Source organism: Aeromicrobium sp. PFPM2_SD2 (assembly GCF_057364525.1).
Map to the genome: position 1 here is coordinate 1 of NZ_JBNFNZ010000289.1, position 3352 is coordinate 3352.

Here is a 3352-nt window from a genome sequence, read left to right on the forward strand (position 1 = left end):
GGTCGGCGGCGGGTTCGCGACCGCCGTCGCGGTGGCCGCGCTGGCCCTCGTGGTGTGGCAGACGCGACGCTCGCCGGCGTCCACCCCCATCTAGTCCGTGCGGGACGATGGGCGCATGCAGATCCGCCCGGCGACCGCCGCCGACGTCCCCGCCCTCCTGCGCATCCACAACGAGGCCGTGGCCGGCAGCACCGCCATCTGGGACGAGACGCCGGTCGACCTGGCCGACCGGCAGGCCTGGTTCGCGGAGCGGTCGGCGGCCGGCTTCCCCGTGCTCGTCGCCGAGGACGCGGACGGCGTCGGCGGCTACGCGACGTACGGCCCGTGGCGGCCCAAGAGCGGCTACCGGCACACGGTCGAGAACTCGGTCTACGTCCACCCTGACCACCAGGGCCGCGGGATGGCGACCGCCCTGCTCGACACGCTGCTCGAGCAGGCCCGCACGTCCGCGGACGTCCACCGCGTCGTGGCGATGATCGAGGCGTCCAACACGCTGTCGATCGGGCTGCACGAGCGCCGCGACTTCCGCGAGGTCGGCCGGATGAGCGAGGTCGGCACGAAGTTCGGCCGCTGGCTCGACCTGGCGATCCTCCAGCTCGACTGCTGACCCTCACCCGGGCCCGGCGCCGCCGAGATGTGGACGCAAAGGCACCACGTCCGCGGGGATCGTGGTGTTTTTGCGTCCACATCTCGGTGGAACGCGGTCAGGGGGTGAGGAAGCCCTCGGTGACCAGGTCGCGGACGAGGGGCGCGTAGCGCGAGCGCAGGTCGGCGGCGTCCTGGTCGAGCAGCTGGGCGAGCGCGTCCAGGATCTGCCCGGCCGCGAGGTCGCCGTCGCACGTCGAGACCAGGCCGGCCGCGACGGTGTCGAGCGGCGGGTGCGGCGCACCCCGGTCTGCTTGTGCAGGACGATCGCCTCCGGGTCGTCCGCGCCGACCGGCCCGTACGTCTCCTGGACGACGTCGGGCGCCACGCGCCAGTGCGTGCCCAGCAGGTCGCCGTCGCGGACCGCGTCGACCGCGTCCGCCCAGGCGGTGACCGCCGGGGCGAGCGGCTGGGCGACCTCGCCGACCCACTCCTCCACCTGCACCTCGGGACGGTCCGACCCGGCCTTGCGCAGGCTGAGCCAGCCGAACCCGACGCCCTCCACGCGCTGCGCGGCCAGGTAGTCCAGCCACGCGTCGTAGCGGGCGGTGTGCTCGGGCGTGCCGGTGCGCAGGCCCTGGTCGGCCAGCCACATCTCCACGTACGTGGCAGGGTCGGCCACCTCGCGCTGCAGCACCCACGCGTCCAGCCCGGCCGGCTCGATCCAGCCGCGCAGCCGCTCGGCCCACGGCTCGCCGTCGAACGTGGGCCCAGTTGGCCAGCACCTGGCACCAGCCGCCGGGGCTCAGGTGCTCGGCGGCGCCGGTGACGACGCGGCGCGACCATCGCGTCGCCGGGCATGCCGGCGTCGCGGTAGACCAGGCGCTCGCCGCCCGGCGGGGAGATGACGAACGGCGGGTTGGTCGCGATGAGGTCGAAGGTCTCGCCGGCGACGGGCTCGTAGAGGCTGCCGTCGCGGACGTCCAGCTCGACGTCGTTCAGGGCCGCGGTGAGCCGGGCCATCGCCAGCGCCCGCGGGTTGACGTCGGTGGCGACGACGGCGCCGGCGTGCTGGGCCAGGTGCAGCGACTGGACGCCGCAGCCGGTGCCGAGGTCGAGCGCGCGGCCCACGGGCTCGCGCCGGGTGAGCTGGGCCAGCGACGAGGACGCCTCGCTGATGCCCAGGACGAAGTCGGGACGGGTCGCGCCGAGGGCACCGGTGAGTCCGGGGGTCAGGTCGCAGACGACCCACCAGTCGTGCTGCTCGTCGCCGTACGGGCGCACGTCCACGAGGGCACGCACCTCGTCCGCGGACGTCTCGAGCATCCCGGCCGCCGCGAGCGGCTCGACCAGCGCGGGCAGCGCAGCGTCGGCGGCCGCGCGCGCGACCGGCACCTGCAGCGAGAACAGCCGCACGAGCGTCTCGAGCGGCGACCCGCCACCGGTGCCCGCAGCGCGGGCACGGTCTGGTTGCGGGCGAGCGCGCGGTGCGCCTCGTCACCGAGGTGGGCGTAGACGCGGTCGACGGTGAAGCCGGCCGCCGCAAGGGCGGACCGGAGGGACGCGGTGTGGGACGGGCTCAGCACCCGTCCACTGTCTCAGGCGTCGTGCGAGGAGACCGCGGCCGGCACGGAGTCGTGCAGGCCGAAGACCTTGTCCAGGCCGGTGATCGAGAAGATCTTGAGGATGCGCTCGTGCGTGCAGACGATGTCGAGCGACCCGCCCTCACCGCGCACGCGCTTGAGCGCGCCCACGAGCACGCCGAGGCCCGTGGAGTCGAGGAAGTCGACCTGCTCCACGTCGATGATCAGGCGGGTCCGCCCGGCATCGACCGCGGCCACGATCGCCTCGCGCAGCTTCGGCGCCGTGTACACATCGATCTCTCCACCCACGGCGAGAACCTCGAACGGTCCTTCGGCCCGGGACGTCAGCGACAGCTCCATCGCACCTCCTCGTCAGGTGGCATTCAACCACGCCCGTCCGACGGGGGCCCGTCGAGCGTCCCGGCGCTGGAGCGGTCTGGGAGAATGGGGCGGTGGATCCGTTGCAGCGCTACGCCGACCGGGTCACCCACCGGCAGGTGCTCCCGGCCCGTGGCGCGGTCTACGCCGCGTGGCCGGACTGGGTCCACCCGGACGTCCGCGCCGCCTACGCCGAGTGCGGGCTGACCCACCTGTGGGCGCACCAGGCCGAGGCCGCCGACCTGGCGCACGCCGGACGCTCGGTGGTGGTCTCCACCGGCACCGCGTCGGCAAGTCGCTGGCCTACCAGCTTCCCGCGCTGAGCGCCCTCGCCGCCGGCCGCACCGGCGACGACCCGCTGGCCCGGCGGCGTCCGACCGTGCTGTACCTCTCCCCCACCAAGGCGCTGGCCGCCGACCAGCTGCTCGGCCTGGGCCAGATGCGCCACCTGGTGAAGGCGGCCACGGTCGACGGCGACAACACCCGCGAGGAGCGCACCTGGGCGCGCGACCACGCCGACTACGTGCTCACCAACCCCGACACGCTCCACCGCGTCCTGCTGCCGGGCAACCAGCGCTGGTCGCGGTTCCTGCGCGGCCTGCAGTACGTCGTCGTCGACGAGTGCCACCACTACCGCGGCGTCTTCGGCGCCCACGTCGCCCACGTGCTGCGCCGGCTGCGCCGCGTCGCGGCCCACCACGGCGCCGACCCGACGTTCGTCCTGGCCTCGGCCACCATCGCCGACCGCCGGGTTCGCCTCCCGGCTGACCGGCTGGACGTCGAGGCGTCACCACGACGGACTCGCC

General features: G+C 74.5%; 5 protein-coding genes and 1 pseudogene. 3 read left to right on the forward strand and 3 right to left on the reverse strand.

The window, feature by feature from the left end; genetic code table 11:
- The first annotated feature begins 115 nt into the window (after positions 1 to 115).
- A complete protein-coding gene (locus AC2W7G_RS12235) occupies positions 116 to 607 on the forward strand; it encodes a GNAT family N-acetyltransferase (protein ID WP_485868685.1) in 492 nt (163 codons plus the stop codon).
- Positions 608 to 610: 3 nt separating this feature from the next.
- Here AC2W7G_RS12235 and AC2W7G_RS12240 read toward each other — a convergent pair whose 3' ends face one another.
- From AC2W7G_RS12240 to AC2W7G_RS12250, 3 genes and pseudogenes are all read right to left on the reverse strand, one after another.
- Positions 611 to 1282, reverse strand: a complete 672-nt coding sequence (locus tag AC2W7G_RS12240) for a hypothetical protein (protein WP_485868688.1) — start codon at positions 1280 to 1282, stop codon at positions 611 to 613.
- A 269-nt stretch (positions 1283 to 1551) separates the two neighbouring features.
- A pseudogene (locus tag AC2W7G_RS12245) lies at positions 1552 to 2171 on the reverse strand (DUF7059 domain-containing protein); the annotation flags it as partial.
- A gap of 12 nt (positions 2172 to 2183) precedes the next feature.
- Complete coding sequence (locus AC2W7G_RS12250; RefSeq protein WP_019144467.1) at positions 2184 to 2528, reverse strand: STAS domain-containing protein; 345 nt, start codon at positions 2526 to 2528, stop codon at positions 2184 to 2186.
- A 92-nt stretch (positions 2529 to 2620) separates the two neighbouring features.
- On the opposite strand from AC2W7G_RS12250, the gene AC2W7G_RS12255 reads away from it, so the two are divergent.
- Both AC2W7G_RS12255 and AC2W7G_RS12260 read left to right on the forward strand, forming a co-directional pair.
- A complete protein-coding gene (locus tag AC2W7G_RS12255) occupies positions 2621 to 2869 on the forward strand; it encodes a hypothetical protein (RefSeq protein ID WP_485868686.1) in 249 nt (82 codons plus the stop codon).
- A partial coding sequence (locus tag AC2W7G_RS12260; protein WP_485868687.1) for a DEAD/DEAH box helicase occupies positions 2761 to 3352 on the forward strand: 592 nt, incomplete at its 3' end. The genes AC2W7G_RS12255 and AC2W7G_RS12260, both read left to right, overlap by 109 nt.